13 protein-coding genes are annotated in these 14943 nt (G+C 71.3%); 6 read left to right on the top strand and 7 right to left on the bottom strand.

Features of this window, described 5'->3' with window-relative positions; translation table 11 throughout:
* Positions 1-6: 6 nt before the first annotated feature.
* Positions 7-1542: a gamma-aminobutyraldehyde dehydrogenase gene (locus OG254_RS34725; RefSeq protein WP_405589719.1), complete on the bottom strand. Its 1536-nt coding sequence runs from the start codon at positions 1540-1542 to the stop codon at positions 7-9.
* 167 nt (positions 1543-1709) lie between these two features.
* Between OG254_RS34725 and OG254_RS34720 the strand changes: the two genes are divergently transcribed.
* Positions 1710-2294: an NADAR family protein gene (locus OG254_RS34720; protein WP_405595369.1), complete on the top strand. Its 585-nt coding sequence runs from the start codon at positions 1710-1712 to the stop codon at positions 2292-2294.
* 111 nt (positions 2295-2405) lie between these two features.
* Here OG254_RS34720 and OG254_RS34715 read toward each other — a convergent pair whose 3' ends face one another.
* Positions 2406-3173 (bottom strand): DUF4190 domain-containing protein, encoded by a 768-nt coding sequence (locus tag OG254_RS34715; protein ID WP_405589716.1) that lies wholly within the window; start codon positions 3171-3173, stop codon positions 2406-2408.
* 156 nt (positions 3174-3329) lie between these two features.
* Here OG254_RS34715 and OG254_RS34710 point away from each other — a divergent pair, with 156 nt between their 5' ends.
* The gene (locus OG254_RS34710; protein ID WP_405589713.1) at positions 3330-4391 is read left to right on the top strand and encodes an adenosine deaminase; all 1062 of its coding nucleotides are present in this window, start codon (positions 3330-3332) and stop codon (positions 4389-4391) included.
* 56 nt (positions 4392-4447) lie between these two features.
* Positions 4448-5131: a glycerophosphodiester phosphodiesterase gene (locus tag OG254_RS34705; RefSeq protein ID WP_405589710.1), complete on the top strand. Its 684-nt coding sequence runs from the start codon at positions 4448-4450 to the stop codon at positions 5129-5131.
* Between the two features lie 3 nt (positions 5132-5134).
* On the opposite strand, the gene OG254_RS34700 is transcribed toward OG254_RS34705, so the two are convergent.
* Positions 5135-6814: an RNA polymerase sigma factor gene (locus OG254_RS34700; RefSeq protein ID WP_405589707.1), complete on the bottom strand. Its 1680-nt coding sequence runs from the start codon at positions 6812-6814 to the stop codon at positions 5135-5137.
* 275 nt (positions 6815-7089) lie between these two features.
* On the opposite strand from OG254_RS34700, the gene OG254_RS34695 reads away from it, so the two are divergent.
* A complete protein-coding gene (locus tag OG254_RS34695) occupies positions 7090-8253 on the top strand; it encodes a serine hydrolase domain-containing protein (protein ID WP_405589704.1) in 1164 nt (387 codons plus the stop codon).
* Here the strand turns inward: OG254_RS34695 and OG254_RS34690 are convergent.
* On the bottom strand, positions 8243-8779 hold the full coding sequence (locus tag OG254_RS34690) for a hypothetical protein (protein ID WP_405589701.1): 537 nt from the start codon (positions 8777-8779) through the stop codon (positions 8243-8245). The genes OG254_RS34695 and OG254_RS34690 overlap by 11 nt on opposite strands.
* A gap of 124 nt (positions 8780-8903) precedes the next feature.
* Here OG254_RS34690 and OG254_RS34685 point away from each other — a divergent pair, with 124 nt between their 5' ends.
* Complete coding sequence (locus tag OG254_RS34685) at positions 8904-10256, top strand: diacylglycerol/lipid kinase family protein (protein WP_405589698.1); 1353 nt, start codon at positions 8904-8906, stop codon at positions 10254-10256.
* A 56-nt stretch (positions 10257-10312) separates the two neighbouring features.
* Here the strand turns inward: OG254_RS34685 and OG254_RS34680 are convergent, their stop codons facing one another.
* The gene (locus tag OG254_RS34680) at positions 10313-10861 is read right to left on the bottom strand and encodes a TetR/AcrR family transcriptional regulator (RefSeq protein ID WP_405595367.1); all 549 of its coding nucleotides are present in this window, start codon (positions 10859-10861) and stop codon (positions 10313-10315) included.
* A gap of 112 nt (positions 10862-10973) precedes the next feature.
* On the opposite strand from OG254_RS34680, the gene OG254_RS34675 reads away from it, so the two are divergent.
* Entirely contained in the window at positions 10974-11981 is a 1008-nt protein-coding gene (locus OG254_RS34675; protein ID WP_405589696.1) for an NADP-dependent oxidoreductase, read from the top strand.
* Positions 11982-12017: 36 nt separating this feature from the next.
* Here the strand turns inward: OG254_RS34675 and OG254_RS34670 are convergent, their stop codons facing one another.
* Positions 12018-13208: a spermidine/putrescine ABC transporter substrate-binding protein gene (locus OG254_RS34670; protein ID WP_405589694.1), complete on the bottom strand. Its 1191-nt coding sequence runs from the start codon at positions 13206-13208 to the stop codon at positions 12018-12020.
* A gap of 177 nt (positions 13209-13385) precedes the next feature.
* Complete coding sequence (locus OG254_RS34665; protein ID WP_405589691.1) at positions 13386-14825, bottom strand: gamma-aminobutyraldehyde dehydrogenase; 1440 nt, start codon at positions 14823-14825, stop codon at positions 13386-13388.
* Between the last annotated feature and the right edge of the window lie 118 nt (positions 14826-14943).

Raw genomic sequence — 14943 nt, 5'->3', positions numbered from 1 at the left:
ATCTGGCTATCGGTCCCCGAAGACGGTGCGGTGCCAGTCCTTCGCGGCGACCGCGGTGTTGTCGAACATGACGTGTTTGACCTGGGTGTACTCCTCGAAGGAGTAGGCGGACATGTCCTTGCCGAAGCCGGACGCCTTGTAGCCGCCGTGCGGCATCTCGCTGATGATCGGGATGTGGTCGTTGACCCACACGCACCCGGCCTTGATCTCGCGCGTGGCCCGGTTCGCCCGGTAGACGTCCCGGCTCCACGCGGAGGCGGCCAGACCGTACGGGGTGTCGTTGGCCAGCCGGATCCCGTCATCGTCGCTGTCGAACGGCAGAACGACCAGTACCGGACCGAAGATCTCGGACTGCACGATCTCGCTGTCCTGGGCGGCGTCGGCGACGAGCGTGGGCAGATAGTACGCGCCGTCCTCCAGCTCCCCCTTCGGCGTGGCGCCGCCGGTGACCACGCGCGCGTAGGCACGCGCACGGTCGACGAAGCCGGCCACCCGGTCGCGCTGGACGTGGGAGATGAGCGGCCCGAGATCGGTGCCCGGCGCGAACGGATCACCGAGCCGGACGCTCTCCATCAGGGCGGCGGTGCGCTCGACGAACGCGTCGTACAGCGGTCGCTGCACGTACGCGCGCGTGGCGGCCGTGCAGTCCTGCCCGGTGTTGATGAGCGAGCCCGCGACGGCGCCGTGGGCGGCGGCCTCGATGTCGGCGTCGTCGAAGACCAGGAAGGGCGCCTTGCCGCCGAGCTCCAGGTGGATCCGCTTCACGGTCGCGGTGGCGATCTCGGCGACGCGCTTGCCGACGGCGGTGGAGCCGGTGAAGGAGGTCATGGCGACGTCGGGATGGCCGACCAGGTGCTCGCCGGCCTCCTTCCCGGTGCCCGTGATGATGTTGATGACACCGTCCGGGATTCCGGCGTCGGTGGCCGCCTGCGCGAACAGGAGCGAGGTGAGCGGGGTGAGCTCGGCGGGCTTGAGCACGATCGTGTTGCCCGCGGCGATCGCCGGGAGGATCTTCCAGGCGGCCATCTGGAGGGGGTAGTTCCAGGGGGCGATGGAGCCGACGACGCCGATGGGTTCGCGGCGCACGTACGAGGTGTGGTCGCCGGAGTACTCACCGGCGGACTGACCCTGCAGATGCCGGGCGGCTCCGGCGAAGAAGGCGATGTTGTCGATGGTCCCCGGGACGTCGAACTCCCGGGTCAGCTTCAGCGGCTTGCCGCACTGCAGGGACTCCGCGCGGGCGAAGTCCTCGGCGCGTTCGGCGACGACCGCGGCGAAGCGGTGCAGTGCGTCGGAGCGCTCGCCGGGGGTGGCCGCGGCCCAGGCGGGGAAGGCCTCGCGGGCGGCGGCGACCGCGGCATCGACGTCATCGGTACCGGCCAGGTCGTACGTGTACACCTCCTCGCCTGTGGCAGGGTCTACGACGGCGTGCGTACGCCCCGAGGTCCCCTTCGCCGGACGGCCCGCGATGTACTGCGCGCCGTCCGCGAAGCGGTCCTGCGCCGGGAATCGTTCCGGGGTGGCGGTGCCCGGGTTGTGCATGTCGCTCCCTCCGTGCCCCCGAGGGGGCCGGCGTGGCTCAGGCTCGATTTGAGTGCCGATCCTGACAGAGCAGAAGGACTCCAACAAGTGATTCCGTTGTTGCCTTTTGGTTACGCGACGGAATCTGTCGACCAGGTGTCGAGTTGGCCTGGAAAACCGAGGACGGAATGTCGGTGGTGCGTGCCAGACTCGGCCATATGGCGAAGATCGATTCTTGGGATGTCCTGATCCAGGCCGTCCGCTCGGGGGCGAGAGTCAGGTATCTGCACTTCTGGGGACACCGGCCGCTGCCGGACGGGCGGGTGGGCGCGAGCTGTCTCAGCCAGTGGTGGCCGTCGCCGTTCACGGTGGACGGCGTGTCCTACGCGACCGCCGAGCACTGGATGATGGCCGAGAAGGCCCGGCTGTTCGGGGACGCGGAGGCGGAGCGGCAGGTGCTGGCCGCGGAGCATCCCTCGCTGGCGAAGAAGGCCGGGCGGCTCGTGCGGGGGTTCGACGACGCGGTGTGGGAGCGGGAGCGGTTCCGGATCGTCGTCGAGGGGTCGGTCCACAAGTTCGCCGCGGATCCCGGGCTGGGGGCGTTCTTGCTGGGGACCGGGGAGCGGGTGCTGGTGGAGGCGAGTCCGGTGGACCGGGTGTGGGGGATCGGGCTTGCGGCGGGGGATGACGGGGCCGGGAATCCGGAGCGGTGGCGGGGGCCGAATCTGCTGGGGTTCGCGTTGATGGAGGCGCGGGAGCGGCTGCGGGTGTAGGGGGTTTTCTCGCCCCCGCCGCGCCTATGAATCAGCCCCTCCGGCGTTTGAGGAGCGGGGGTCCAGGGGGCAGAGCCCCCTGGCGGGGGCGAGGAAACCCCGGCCTTGCCGCTACACGCCCGTCGCGATCACCAGTGCCAGCATCCCGAAGCCGAGCACCGTGCCCGCCGCGCCGCAGATCATCCCGGCCAGGGCCTGGCCGGGGTTCGTCGCCTCGCCCCGCCGCGCCTTGGCACGACCGATCGCGCCGAAGATCAACGCCAGCACCCCCAGGATGATGGCGAGCGGCCACAGACAGAAGATCGCCGCGGAGATGATCCCGAGCACCAGACCGGCCGTCCCCATGCCGTTGCTGGGCATGGGCTGCATCCCGGGCCAGCCGTAATAACCGGGACCGGGCGCCGGATAGCCGTACGGGACCTGCCCAGGACCGTCGGGCGACATCGGCGGCGGAGGGACGGGCTCGCCGTGCGCGGCGTACGGCGCCGCGAAGGGGTCGGCGTGCATGGGGCCCGGCGCCGCGAAGGGGTCGGCGTGCGTGGGGCCCGGCGCCGCGAACGGGTTGGGCGGACCCGGTGGCTCGGCGAACTGCCCCGCGGAGGGCATCGACGTGACCGTCCGCTGATCGTGCACGGACGGCGCGGCCCAGGCCGGCGGCTCGTTCGAGGCGACGGTGTGCCCAGGCCCAGGCCCCGCCGCCCAGGGGTCCACGGAGTCGGGTCCGGCCGCCTGAGGCGTACCACCCCGACCGTCCCCGGACGTCTTGTCCAGCGAGGTCGCCCCCGTCGCCCCACCGGCACCACCCGGCGAGACGAACCCCCCGGCGGCCGCCTCCCCCGATACTTCCGGCGCTTCCGGCGTCTGCGCGTCGTCGGACATGCGCGGGACCCCCTCTGTCGTACGTCCCGTCATGCTAAGGCCCTGGCATTTCCGGCGCGGCCCCGGCCTACGATGATCCCGAGTCACCGATCAGCCGATCACCGCGTCCCGCCGGCCAGGAACCGCACCGGCAGGCGCTGTTCCCGGGGAGGAACCTTGACCGACCATCTCGTCGACGCCCGCGTCCCGCGCGATCTGCACGCCTTCATCGCCGGACTGCCCAAGGCCGAACTGCACGTCCACCACGTCGGCTCCGCCTCCCCCCGCATCGTCGCGGAACTCGCCGCCCGCCACCCCGACTCCAGGGTCCCCACCGACCCGGAGGCCCTGGCGGACTACTTCACCTTCACGGACTTCGCCCACTTCATCGAGGTGTACCTGTCCGTCGTGGACCTGATCCGCACCCCGGAGGACGTACGGCTGCTGACCTACGAGGTGGCCCGTGACCTGGCCCGCCAGCAGGTGCGCTACGCCGAGCTGACCATCACGCCGTTCTCCTCCACCCGTCGCGGCATCGACGAGCGCGCCTTCATGGCGGCGATCGAGGACGCCCGCAAGGCGGCCGAGGCCGAGTTCGGAACCGTGCTGCGCTGGTGCTTCGACATTCCCGGCGAGGCGGGTCTGGAGGCCGCCGAGGAGACCGCGCGGCTCGCCACCGACGACCGGGTGCGCCCCGAGGGCCTGGTCTCCTTCGGGCTCGGCGGGCCCGAGATCGGCGTACCGAGGCCGCAGTTCAAGCCGTACTTCGACCGGGCCGTCGCCGCCGGGCTGCACTCCGTGCCGCACGCCGGTGAGACGACCGGCCCGGAGACGGTCTGGGACGCCCTCACCCATCTGCACGCCGAGCGCATCGGGCACGGCACCAGCTCGGCGCAGGACCCGAAGCTGCTCGCGCACCTCGCCGAGCACCGGATCCCGCTGGAGGTGTGCCCGACCTCCAACATCGCCACCCGCGCGGTCCGCACGATCGACGAGCACCCGATCAAGGAGTTCGCGAAGGCCGGGATCGTCGTCACCATCAACTCGGACGACCCGCCGATGTTCGGCACCGACCTCAACAACGAGTACGCGGTCGCCGCCCGCCTCCTCGACCTCGACGAGCGTGGCCTGGCCGAGCTCGCCAAGAACGCCGTGACCTCGTCCTTCCTCGACGAGCCCGGCAAGGCCCGGATCGCCGACGAGATCGACACGTACACGGCCGCGTGGCTCGCGCCCTGAGCCGACCCGCCCGCGCACCTTTCCGCTCCGGCCCCCGTCCCCACCAGAATGGCCCCATGCAGAACGTGACCGCCGTGGCCCACCGCGGCGACCCCTACCGCGTCCGCGAGAACACCCTCGACTCCCTGCGCTCCGCGCTCGCCCTGGGCGCGGACGCGGTGGAGGTCGACGTACGGCTCACCAAGGACGGCGTGCCCGTGCTGCTGCACGACGAGACGCTGAAGCGGCTGTGGGAGCAGGACCGGCCGCTGCGCGCGCTGTCGGCGGCCGAGGTGCGGGGGCTGACGGAGGGCGGGGTGCCGACGCTGGCGGAGGCACTCGCGGTGTGCGACGACAGCCGGGTGATGCTCGATCTGCCGGGCACGCCCGATGTGCGGGCCGCGCGCCGGATCGCCGACGTCGTGCGCGAGTGCGGTGCCCAGGACCGCGTGTACTACTGCGCGGACGCCTCCGCCATGCTCGCCGTACGAGCCGCCGACCAGGCCGCCGAGATCGCCCTGACCTGGACGACGCTGGCGCCGCCGCGCCCCGCGCTGCTGGACGCGGTACGCCCGCGCTGGCTCAACTACCGCTTCGGCCTGGTCGACCACGCCCTCGCCGAGCGCGTCCACCGGGGCGGCCATCTGCTCTCCGTCTGGACCCCGGACACCCGGCGCTCCATGCGCCGCCTGCTGGAGCTCGGCGTCGACTCGATCACCACGAACCGCCTCGACGTCCTCCTCGGCCTGCGCGGCGTCTAGCCGCTACACGCGCGAGCGTTGTGCCACCGTCGCCGGGTCGGTGGGTGTCTCGCGGGTGACGTACTGCGGGACCGGCGCGGTGTCCTTGCCGGTGTCGCGGACCAGGCCGTAGCGGATCACTCCCTGGTCGGGGCCGGTCCGTACGTCCTTCTCGGCCTCCTCCCAGGTGGACGGGAAGACGATCACGCCGTAGTCGGCGCCCCGTTCGTTCTGGTGGAGGGTGACCGAGCCGTCGACGTAGAAGTACTCGTTCTGCCACATCTGCTGGGTGCCGTCCGGCAGGACCGTGTAGCCGGTGGCGGGGCCGCCCATCCCGGTGGTGTCGGGTCCGGTGGTGTCGTCCATACGGCGGCCGCCGCCGGACGCGACATGGAACAGCTCGCCCTTGAGGCCGGTCCAGGTCGGCATGACCAGCGCGCCGGGCCGCGACTGCGGGGAGATCTGCCAGCGCACCAGGACATAGCCCCGGCCGCTGAGCGTCACCGCTTCGCCCCGGTGCTGCATGACGGCCTTCGCGCCCCAGGTGCTGGTGACGCCGGACTCGGGGCGGTGCGGCAGGGCGGCGGGCTCGGCGTTAGGGTCCGGGGCCCGGTCGATGGCGTCGACGACCGTGCCGTACAGCTCGGCCTTCCGCGTCGGTGACGGCGACGGGGACCGTGAGGGCGTGGCCGTCGGTGTCCCGGGCGGGGTGGGCGACGGCGGGCGGGCCGTGCTCGATGCCGTGGGTGCCGTCGCCCGCGGCGGGCTGTCCGGCGGCTGCGTCACGACGTAGGCGCCGCCCGCGACGAGCGTCGCGCCGGCCGTCACCGCCACGGCGGGCTGGGTGAGGGCGGCCATCACCTTGGCGGACCAGCCGACGGAGGTCGCCGTCGCCGCGACCGCCGTCTTGCCGCCGAGGGCCAGGGAGAGGGTGAAGCCGACGGGGACGGGGACGAGCGCGATGCCGACGAGGAGGCGTTCCGCGGGGACGACGGCCTCGCGGGTGTCGCCGCAGTAGCCGCAGCCCCTGATGTGCCGGGCGAGCCGCTTGCGCCAGACCGAGTCGGGGCGGCCGCTGAAGCGGGCGGTCAGCTCGCGCAGGCCGGGGCAGGCGCCGTCGAGTGCGCGGACGATGCCGCGGGCGGTCTCCAGCCGCTCCTTCAGGCGCTGGACACGCACCGCCGCGTGCTGTCGGCTGATTCCGGCCGCGGCGGCCAGTTCGCGCCGGGTCAGCTCGCCCGCGACCTCCAGCCACCACAGCGACAGCAGCTGCCGGTCCTCCGCGTCCAGCCAGCGCACCGCCTGCGCGACCTCGCGCCGCTGGCCCTCCAACTGAAGCCGCAGCACGGTGAGTTCGGCGAAGTCGGTGGCCTCGTGCGCGGCGGACTCGTCGAGTTGCGCGGGCTGTCTGCGGCGGGCCCGGTCCCGGATCTGCCGCATGGCGATGGCGACGAGCCAGGAGCGGAAGCTGTCCGGGTCCCGCAGCGAGCCGAGGTTGTCGACGGCGCGCAGCATGGTCTCCTGGACGACGTCGTCGACGTCGGCATGGCCGTTCAGGGCGCGCCCGACCACGTTGTAGACCAGCGGCAGCCAGCCCTCGACCACCTCGTCGAGCGCCTGCCGGTCACCGGCCTGCGCCGCCGCGATGGTGGAGCGCCACTGCCGGCCGGCTGCCTCGTCCACGTACGTCCTCTCCCGGGTCATGCGCTGCCCGCACGCACCTTCTCAGCCCGACCAGCACTGTTGGCTATGTCGACGGTCACATTCCGCTTGGGGTAGTGGAGACGCGGTGAAGTGCCGGGCGATAACACTTTTTCGGCGGGCGAGGGCCCGTAGGGGCGATCCCCGGCAACACCCTTGTTTTGTGCGGCAGTTGCTCCGGGCTCGGTCAGGGTCGACCCCCTCCGCACCGACGATCCGGCCGGGGCCCCACCGCCCCGACGATGATCACGGACATCCCACCGACCCAGGAGCCGAAGATGCCCGTACGCCCGTTTCCCGCCCTCGTCACCTCCGCGCTCACCCTGACCCTGACCGCACTGCCGCTCGCCGGGACCGCCTCCGCGCGGCCCGCGCCCCCGTCGTCCTGTTCCGCGCAGGCGATCGAGGCCGCTCCGAAGGACGGCCCCGACGTCAAGGCCCTGTGCGCCGCGCTCGCCGGTCTGCCCGACAACGAGGCGACGGCGGCGCTGATCCGGGTGGGCGGCAAGGGGAGTTGGCACGGGTCGGCCGGGGTGCGCGACCTGAGAACCGGGGCGCCGGCGATCGAGAACGCCCGCTTCCGGGCCGGTTCGGCGACGAAGATCGTGACCGCGGCGCTCGCGCTGCAACTCGCCGCCGAGGGGCGGATCTCCCTCGACGGCACGGTGCAGCAGTACCTGCCCGGCCTGCTCACGAAGAACTTCGCGCCCATCACCGTACGGCAGTTGCTGAACTTCACCAGCGGGCTGCGGCCGGGGGCGTCGCTCGGGGAAACCACCGAGGAGATGTACCCGCACCGCTTCGAGACCCTGACGCCCGCCGAAGTCGTCGCTTCGTCCGTCGCCAAGGGGCCGGACCCCGAGTACAGGCCCGGCGAGCGGCAGGTCTACGGCAACATCCACTACACCGTACTGGCCATGCTGATCGAGAGGGTCACCGGCGACTCGTACGCCCACCAGGCGGCCGTACGGATCTTCCGGCCGCTCGGCATGCGGCACACGTCGTTCCCCGCAGGCCCCGACCCCCGCATCCACGGGCCCCACAACCGCGGGTTCGAGCGGATCGACGGCGAGCTGGTCGACGTGACCGACTGGAACATGTCCGACCGGTGGGCGGCCGGCGACATGATCTCGACGACCGCGGATCTCGAACGGCTGTTGGTGGGCGTGTTCAGCGGGCGGGTCGTGCCCGAGCCGCAGCTGACGGAGATGTTCGCGGTGCCGGACGCGGTCGACGCCACGATGGGCGCCCCGTTCTCGCCGTTCAAGCTGAACGGCCGGACGGTCTGGGCCAAGACGGGATCCCGCCCCGGCTACCACACGGTCGTCGCGGCCACCCGTGACCTGTCCCGCACCGTGGTCTACTCCGTCAACTCGACCGACGCGCGCGGCGACGGCGAGGCCATCGCCCGGCGATTCGCGTTCCCCGCGTTCAACCGCTGACGGCGGCGGCAGCGGCCGGAGGTGCCGACGGCGCCGTCAGTGCCTCCAGCCGCTTGATCTTCTTCCGTACGACGTACAGCGGGATCACCCCGAAGACGCCGAACGACATGTCGATGACCGTCCACCAGAAGGGGATGTCGCGGATGGGCCCGCAGATCAGAGCCAGCGGGATGATGCCCGCGCAGGCGATCATCCCGAACTCGACGACCCAGATGTTGCGCACCGGGTCGCGGTACGGCCCGTAGAAGGCGACCGCGATGACGAGGTGGGCGAAGGCCAGCCAGTCCGTGCCGTAGAGGAGGAAGGGGTGGTCGGCGTCGGCGGTGTCGAGCCCGCGCCGGACGCGCTCGATCCAGTCCATCAGGCCGGGGAGGTGCTCCGGCACGGACAGGCTGCGCAACAGGTCCTCGGTCCAGCGCAGTTCGTGGACAAGGGGGAAGGCCGTGGCGCCGCTGAGCACCAGACAGACGACGAAGAAGGCCAGCCAGACGCGGATGCCCTTGAGCAGGGCGGCTCTGTCGCTCATGGGGGTAGCGTACGCCAGGAGTTGAACACGTTCAAAAGGGGTTTCCCTCGTGGGCCCGAACCGACCGCCACCATGCGGTTCGCGCCGGACCGGCCCTACGATGTCCGCCGACGAGGGAGGACTCATGGGCCTGGACCTGAGTGACCGGGCGTACCGGGAGCAGCGGTGGGCGGCGCGGACGGCGCTCGCCGCGGCGGGGCTCGCGGTGCTCGTGCCGCTCGCCTACGGCGGTGTCGGCGGGCTCCTGCTGCTGGTGGCCGGCGCGGCGGGCCTGGGGCTCAGCGCGGTCGCGTTGTGGTGGACGCTGACGCTGCGCGGGCCGCTGCGCTGGGTGGCGGGCGTCGTGGCGCTGGCGGTGCCGGCCGCGGTCATCGCCCTGTTCGCGGCCACCCTCTTCTGGGCGCTGCTCGTGTCCGTGGCCCTGTGGACGGTGGCCGTGTGGAGCGGTCGGCACGCGCTGCGGGGCGCCGGGGGCTCCCGGGTGCGGGTGATGCGGGAGCGCAAGGCACCGCCGCCGCGGCGGCCGTATCTGATCATGAACCCGCGCTCCGGCGGCGGGAAGGTGGGCCGCTTCTCGCTCCAGGAGAAGGCCGAGCGGCTCGGCGCCCACGTCATCCTGCTCGACGAGGACCATCACCAGGACGTCACCGCCCTCGCCCGCAAGGCCGTGGCCGAGGGGGCGGACCTGCTGGGCGTCGCGGGCGGCGACGGCACCCAGGCGCGGGTCGCGGCCGTCGCCGCCGCCTACGACATCCCGTTCCTGGTGATCAGCGCCGGCACGCGCAACCACTTCGCCGTGGACCTCGGCCTCGACCGCGACGACCCGGCGGCCTGCCTGGACGCCCTCACCGACGGCGTGGAGCTGCGCGTCGACCTCGGGTACGCGGGCGGCCGGCCCTTCGTCAACAACGCTTCCTTCGGGGCGTACGCGGCCATCGTGCAGAGCCCCGGCTACCGCGACGACAAGATCGGCACCAGCCTGGAGCTGCTGCCCGACCTGCTCACGCGCCAGCAGGGCCCGACACTGACGGCTCGTGCGGCGGGCCGGACGCTCAGCGCTCCGCATGCCGTGCTGGTCAGCAACAACCCCTACCGCACGGGCGATCCCTTCGGGTTCGGCCGCCGCGACCGCCTCGACGCCGCCGTCCTGGGCGTCCTCGGCATCAGGGTGGACAGCGCGGCCGAGGCCGCCGCCCTGCTCCTGGACCCCGAGCCGGACGGCCTCACCATCCTCACCGCCCCCGAGGTGATCATCGAGGCCGACCGTCCGGAGATCGAGGTCGGCCTCGACGGCGAGGCCCTCGTCCTGCCCGCTCCCGTCCACTGCCGCATCAACGCCGGCGCCCTGCGCGTCCGCGTCCCCCGCAAACGCCCCGGCATCCCGCAACGCCCGCCCCGCCTGGACTGGCGACGCCTCCGGAAGCTGGCGGCGACGGTGGGGCGGACTGCGGTGCATCGCCGGGGACCCACGCTGTGATCAAGCCCGAGTGCCGAGTGACGCCTCAGCAGACCGAGCCGAGCTGACCCCCTCGCTCACCGGCTCTTCAGAATCGCGCCCGCGACGACCCCGAAGAGCCGATCGGCGCGTGGCGCGAGCGAGGGTTGATCGCCGAGCCACGCGAGCATGGCGATCAGCGCGAACAGATCGTCGCCGTCGATGTCGCCGCGCGCCACGCCGGCCGCCTGGGCACGGGCGAGGAGCCGCGCGCCGGCTGCGCGCAGGGTGACGCACGAAGCGTGGAGTGCGGATTCGGTGTCTTCGATGGCGGCCGCCATCAGCACGGTCACGCCCCGGTATTCGGTCGTCCACGCGACGCAGTCCCGCAGCCACGAAGCGAGAGCGTCTTCGGGCGAGCTCGACGTCTCGAACTCGCCCGCCTTCGCCGTCAGTTCGTCGAAGCTCGTGCGGAGCAGGGCATCGAGCAGCGCCTCGCGCGTCGGGAAGTGCCGCAGCAGCGTGGCGAGTCCGACATCGGCCCGGCGCGCGATGTCGCGCAGGGACACGTCGACGCCTTGCTCGGTGATGGCGGCGCCCGCGACGGCGAGCAGCTGGTCGCGGTTCTTCCTGGCGTCGGCTCGCATCTGTCTCTCTTGACTATCCGGATCAGCGGTCCATATATTCGGATCAGTGGTCCATTTACATGGATCACTGATCCGGATAAGCGTATCCCGCAGGGCATGGGCAGGAGAAACGATGTCGACAGACACGATGAGGGCGGTCCGGCTGCATGAGCACGGAGGCCCTGAGGTTCTGCGTTACGACGAGGTGCCGATGCCCGAGCCGGGGCCCGGCGAGGTGCTCGTCCGCGTATCGGCGGTCGGCGTCAATCCTCCGGACTGGTACGTGCGCGGCGGGCTGACCAGCATGCCCGGGACGGAATCGACGCTCAGCCTGCCGGCGATCTTGGGGACGGACGTGTCGGGCGTCGTCGAGGCCGTCGCCGAGGACGTGGACGCCTTCGCCGTAGGTGACGAAGTCTTCGGCCTCCTCCGCTTCCCCAGCTTCAACGGCAGCGCATACGCCGAGTACGTGGCCGCACGCGCGTCGGACCTCGCACTCAAGCCGGCCGGCATCGACCACGTGCACGCCGCCGGGGCGCCCATGGCAGGGCTCACCGCATGGCAGTACCTGATCGAGCTCGGACACGACCACCCCTCGCCCTTCCAGGAGGCACGGCATCGCCCGGCACCGCTCGACGCCGGCACGACAGTCCTCGTCAACGGCGCCGCGGGCGGCGTGGGGCACTTCGCGCTGCAGCTGGCGAAGTGGAAGGGCGCACAGGTCATCGCGGTGGCATCGGGCGCTCACGAGTCGTTCCTGCGCGAACTCGGCGCCGACCGGTTCATCGACTACACGACGAGTCGTCCCGAGGAACTCGTGCACGACATCGACGTCGTCCTCGACACCGTCGGCGGCCCCCACAGCAGGCGCTTCCTGCACACACTCAAGCGCGGCGGCTCCCAGTTCCCCGTGTTCCCCGGGGACTTCGACGAGGAGGAGACCGCGAAGCTGGGCGTCACGGTCTCGATCACCCAGGTCCGCTCCAACGGCGCGCAGCTCGCCGAACTGGGCCGCCTGCTCGACGCGGGCACGGTGCGCGTCGCGATCGACAGCACGTTCCCCCTGGCGGATGCCCGCGCGGCGCACGAACGCGCCGCCCGAGGGCACATCCAGGGCAAGATCGTGCTCACGGTCGCGTAGGAACGAGCAAGCCGCCCTCAGCGAGGAGCCGGCCGCCTACAACCCCGCGATCGCGTTCCACCGCTTCGCGAACTCCACCCGCTCCTGCGATGTGATGTCCCGCGCGATCGCCAGGCGTCGGCGCATCGCCCCGTCCGGGAAGATCAGCGGGTCCTCGGCAAGCGCGGCCGTGTCCTCGTCCTTGGAGGACGCGAGGATGTCCTGGGCTGCCGGGACGGGGCAGACGTAGTTGACCCACGTGGCCAGTTCGGCGGCGACCTCGGGCTCGTAGTAGTAGTCGATCAGCCGCTCGGCGTTGGTCTTGTGGCGGGCGAGGTTGGGGACCATCAGGGACTCCGACCACAGCTCGGCGCCCTCCTCGGGGACGACGAAGCGGATGTCGGGGTCGTCGGCCTGGAGCTGGATGACGTCGCCCGAGTACGCCTGGCAGGCCAGGACGTCGCCGCTGGACAGGTCCTTGATGTAGTCGTTGCCGGTGAAGCGGCGGATCTGGCCCTTGCGGACCTGCTTGTCGACCTGGTCGCAGACGGTGTGGAAGTCGTCCGCCGTCCATCGGGTGATGTCGACGCCGTTGCCCTGCATGAGCAGCGCGAACGCCTCGTCCAGACCGGAGAGCAGCGTGACCCGGCCCTTGAGGTCGCTCGCCCACAGTTCGGAGACGTGGCGTATCTCGCGGCCGAGCCTGCGGCGGTTGTACGCGATGCCGGTGATGCCGGACTGCCACGGCACGGTGAACTTCCGTCCGGGGTCGAAGGCCGGTGAACGCAGCAGCGGGTCGAGGTACTTCGTCACGTTCGGCTGGTGCGCCCGGTCCAACTCCTGCACCCAGCCCAGCCGTACGAACCGGGCGCACATCCAGTCGCTGATGACGATGAGATCGCGGCCGGTGCGCTGGTGGTTCATCAGGGCGGGGCTGATCTTGCCGAAGAACTCGTCGTTGTCGTTGATCTCCTCGACGTAGTCGACGGAGATGCCCGTGCGCTTCTGGAAGGCCTCGAGCGTGGGCCGCCGGGTCTGGTCCTCGTCGTCCGTGTCGATGTACAGCGGCCAGTTCGCCCAGGTGAGCCGCTTGTCGGTGGCGGAGACATCGGTGGCGGCGCGGTCGCCGGCCGACACGTAGGCGGGCCGCACACCGCAGCCGGCGAGCCCGCCGAGCAGGGTGCCCATACCGAGGGTGCGCAGCAGGGTCCGACGGGACAGCGGAGAGTTCATCGGTGGGAGGGCCATGGCCGCAGCATGCCGCCGCCACCGAGGGCCGGGCAATGGACGCCCCGTCGAGCGGAACGGCACCCGACGGACAGGTTGTCGATCGGAAACACCACAGCCCCGGACGGCACTTGACCCGTCCGGGGCTGCAGCATGCCCAGGGGCGCGACCCGCACATACGCCCCCGCAGCCGCAGAACTACGCGTCCAGGGACGTCATCACGTGCTTGATCCGCGTGTAGTCATCGAACCCGTACGCCGAAAGGTCCTTGCCGTACCCGGACTTCTTGAACCCACCGTGCGGCATCTCCGCGACCAGCGGGATGTGCGTGTTGATCCACACGCACCCGAAGTCCAGCGCCTTGGACATCCGCATCGCCCGCCCGTGGTCCTTGGTCCACACCGACGACGCGAGCGCGTACTCGACGCCGTTCGCCCACTCGACGGCCTGCGTCTCGTCCGAGAAGGACTGCACGGTGATGACCGGCCCGAAGACCTCCTTCTGGATGATCTCGTCGTCCTGCTTCAGCCCGGACACGACGGTCGGCGCGTAGAAGTAGCCCTTGTCACCGACCTGGTGACCGCCGGCCTCGACCTTGGCGTGGGCGGGCAGCCGCTCGATGAACCCGGAGACCTGCTTGAGCTGGTTCGGGTTGTTGAGCGGGCCGAACAGCACGTCCTCGTCGTCCGGCTGACCCGTCTTCGTCTCGGCGGCGGCCTTGGCCAGCGCCGCCACGAACTCGTCGTGGATGGCCTCCTGCACCAGCACGCGCGTGGCGGCCGTACAGTCCTGCCCGGCGTTGAAGAAGCCCGCGACGGAGATGTCCTCGACGGCCTTGGCGATGTCGGTGTCCTCGAAGACGACGACCGGCGCCTTGCCGCCCAGCTCCAGGTGGACCCGCTTGAGGTCCTTGGAGGCGGACTCGGCGACCGACATACCGGCCCGCACCGAACCGGTGATGGAGGCCATCGCCGGAGTCGGGTGCTCGACCATCAGGCGCCCGGTGTCACGGTCGCCGGTGATGACGTTGAAGACACCCTTGGGCAGGACCGAACCGATGATCTCGGCGATGAGGACCGTCGACGCGGGGGTCGTGTCGGACGGCTTCAGGACGACCGTGTTGCCCGCCGCGAGAGCCGGCGCGAACTTCCATACGGCCATCATCATCGGGTAGTTCCAGGGCGCGACCTGCGCGCAGACGCCGATCGGCTCACGGCGGACGATGGAGGTCATGCCCTCCATGTACTCACCGGCCGAGCGGCCCTCCAGCATGCGCGCCGCACCCGCGAAGAAGCGGATCTGGTCGACCATCGGCGGGATCTCCTCGGACCGCGTGAGTCCGATCGGCTTGCCGGTGTTCTCCACCTCGGCCGCGATGAGCTCCTCGGCCCGCTCCTCGAACGCGTCCGCGATCTTCAGCAGGGCCTTCTGTCGCTCGGCGGGGGTCGCGTCACGCCAGGCGGGGAAGGCCCGTGCGGCGGCCTCCATCGCGGCGTCGACGTCCGCCTGTCCGGACAGCGGCGCGGTCGCGTACGCCTCGCCCGTCGCGGGGTTGACCACCTCGGTGGTCCGTCCGTCGGCGGCGTCCCGGAACTCACCGTCGATGTAGTTGCGCAGACGACGCAGCTCGGTGCTCACTGCCGGCCTCCTGTCAGGTAGAGCTGTCCATTCTCTGAGACACCCACCCTAATCGGCTCTCCCACGTTTTCAACACCCCCACTGGCGCCACATCTGCGAAATCCGCAGTACTCAGTCA

The organism is Streptomyces sp. NBC_01092 (assembly GCF_045039535.1).
Lineage (GTDB): Bacteria > Actinomycetota > Actinomycetes > Streptomycetales > Streptomycetaceae > Streptomyces.
This window is presented reverse-complemented; position numbering and strand designations above follow the sequence as displayed.

What these genes read in the sequence shown, in the direction of transcription:
- OG254_RS34725 (WP_405589719.1), bottom strand. Translation starts at nt 1,542, where the DNA reads ATGCACAACCCGGGCACCGCCACCCCGGAACGATTCCCGGCGCAGGAC.
- OG254_RS34720 (WP_405595369.1), top strand. Translation starts at nt 1,710, where the DNA reads ATGTCGGTGGTGCGTGCCAGACTCGGCCATATGGCGAAGATCGATTCT.
- OG254_RS34715 (WP_405589716.1), bottom strand. Translation starts at nt 3,173, where the DNA reads ATGTCCGACGACGCGCAGACGCCGGAAGCGCCGGAAGTATCGGGGGAG.
- OG254_RS34705 (WP_405589710.1), top strand. Translation starts at nt 4,448, where the DNA reads ATGCAGAACGTGACCGCCGTGGCCCACCGCGGCGACCCCTACCGCGTC.
- OG254_RS34700 (WP_405589707.1), bottom strand. Translation starts at nt 6,814, where the DNA reads ATGACCCGGGAGAGGACGTACGTGGACGAGGCAGCCGGCCGGCAGTGG.
- OG254_RS34695 (WP_405589704.1), top strand. Translation starts at nt 7,090, where the DNA reads ATGCCCGTACGCCCGTTTCCCGCCCTCGTCACCTCCGCGCTCACCCTG.
- OG254_RS34690 (WP_405589701.1), bottom strand. Translation starts at nt 8,779, where the DNA reads ATGAGCGACAGAGCCGCCCTGCTCAAGGGCATCCGCGTCTGGCTGGCC.
- OG254_RS34685 (WP_405589698.1), top strand. Translation starts at nt 8,904, where the DNA reads ATGGGCCTGGACCTGAGTGACCGGGCGTACCGGGAGCAGCGGTGGGCG.
- OG254_RS34680 (WP_405595367.1), bottom strand. Translation starts at nt 10,861, where the DNA reads ATGCGAGCCGACGCCAGGAAGAACCGCGACCAGCTGCTCGCCGTCGCG.
- OG254_RS34675 (WP_405589696.1), top strand. Translation starts at nt 10,974, where the DNA reads ATGTCGACAGACACGATGAGGGCGGTCCGGCTGCATGAGCACGGAGGC.
- OG254_RS34670 (WP_405589694.1), bottom strand. Translation starts at nt 13,208, where the DNA reads ATGGCCCTCCCACCGATGAACTCTCCGCTGTCCCGTCGGACCCTGCTG.